The sequence below is a fragment of the Sulfitobacter sp. HI0040 genome (genome assembly GCF_001634885.1).
GTDB lineage: Bacteria > Pseudomonadota > Alphaproteobacteria > Rhodobacterales > Rhodobacteraceae > Sulfitobacter.
The window spans coordinates 1-671 of sequence record NZ_LWEX01000486.1; the positions used below are offsets into that span (position 1 = coordinate 1).

At 63.6% G+C, this 671-nt stretch carries 1 protein-coding gene and 1 pseudogene; both read left to right on the forward strand.

Features of this window, described 5'->3' with window-relative positions; translation table 11 throughout:
* Positions 1-37: 37 nt before the first annotated feature.
* Positions 38-316 carry a type IV secretion system protein VirB3 gene (locus A3728_RS19240; protein ID WP_040609064.1) on the forward strand — a complete coding sequence of 93 codons (279 nt, stop codon included), beginning with the start codon at positions 38-40 and terminating at the stop codon, positions 314-316.
* Positions 291-671: pseudogene (locus tag A3728_RS19245) on the forward strand (type IV secretion system protein B4); the annotation flags it as partial. The gene A3728_RS19240 and the pseudogene A3728_RS19245, both read left to right, overlap by 26 nt.

The window sequence follows — 671 nt, forward strand, 5'->3', positions numbered from 1 at the left end:
CATCGTCGACGGCTTCTCCTGAGATCCGAGTAGAGCAGTGGCAGAACGATCCCCCCTTTTTCTGGGCCTCGCCCGTCCGCCCAAGTATCTGGGTCTCCCTGTCGGATACCTCGTGGTGCTGACGACCGGGGTCGTTCTGCCGTTCATCTGGACGAAGTCGATGGTCTTCTTCCTGATTGGTCTCGTCGCCTATCCGATCCTCTGGTTTGTCGCCGACCGCGAGCCGCATTTCTTCGAGGTCCTGCGCGTCTCCTATGGATCAGTGCGTCCGACGAAGAACAGGGCCCTGCATGGAGGCGACAGCTTTGGCGCTTGATGCAGGGCGGCCCCAAAAGTGGAAAGTGTGCCCGCATCAAGCAGGCGGGGGGGAGTTCACGCGGGAGAGTTATCTCGCCGAGCACCTGCCGTATTTCGCGCTCGCGGCTGACGACGTCATGGTACTGCGCGAGGGCGACCTTATGGCGACCCTCCGCCTCGACGGGCTCAACCCGATGACCACGGAAGATGCCCGGCTCGACGCGCTCAAGCGTGCAGTCGCTGCCATCGTCGCCCAGACCGGCAACGCCTTCGGCTTCTACATTCACCGCATCTCCGTGCCGCAGGATCTCGGAATGCGCCCCCTCGAGGGGGACAGCTTCGCCGCCGCGATCGATGCGCGCTGGCAGGCCCAT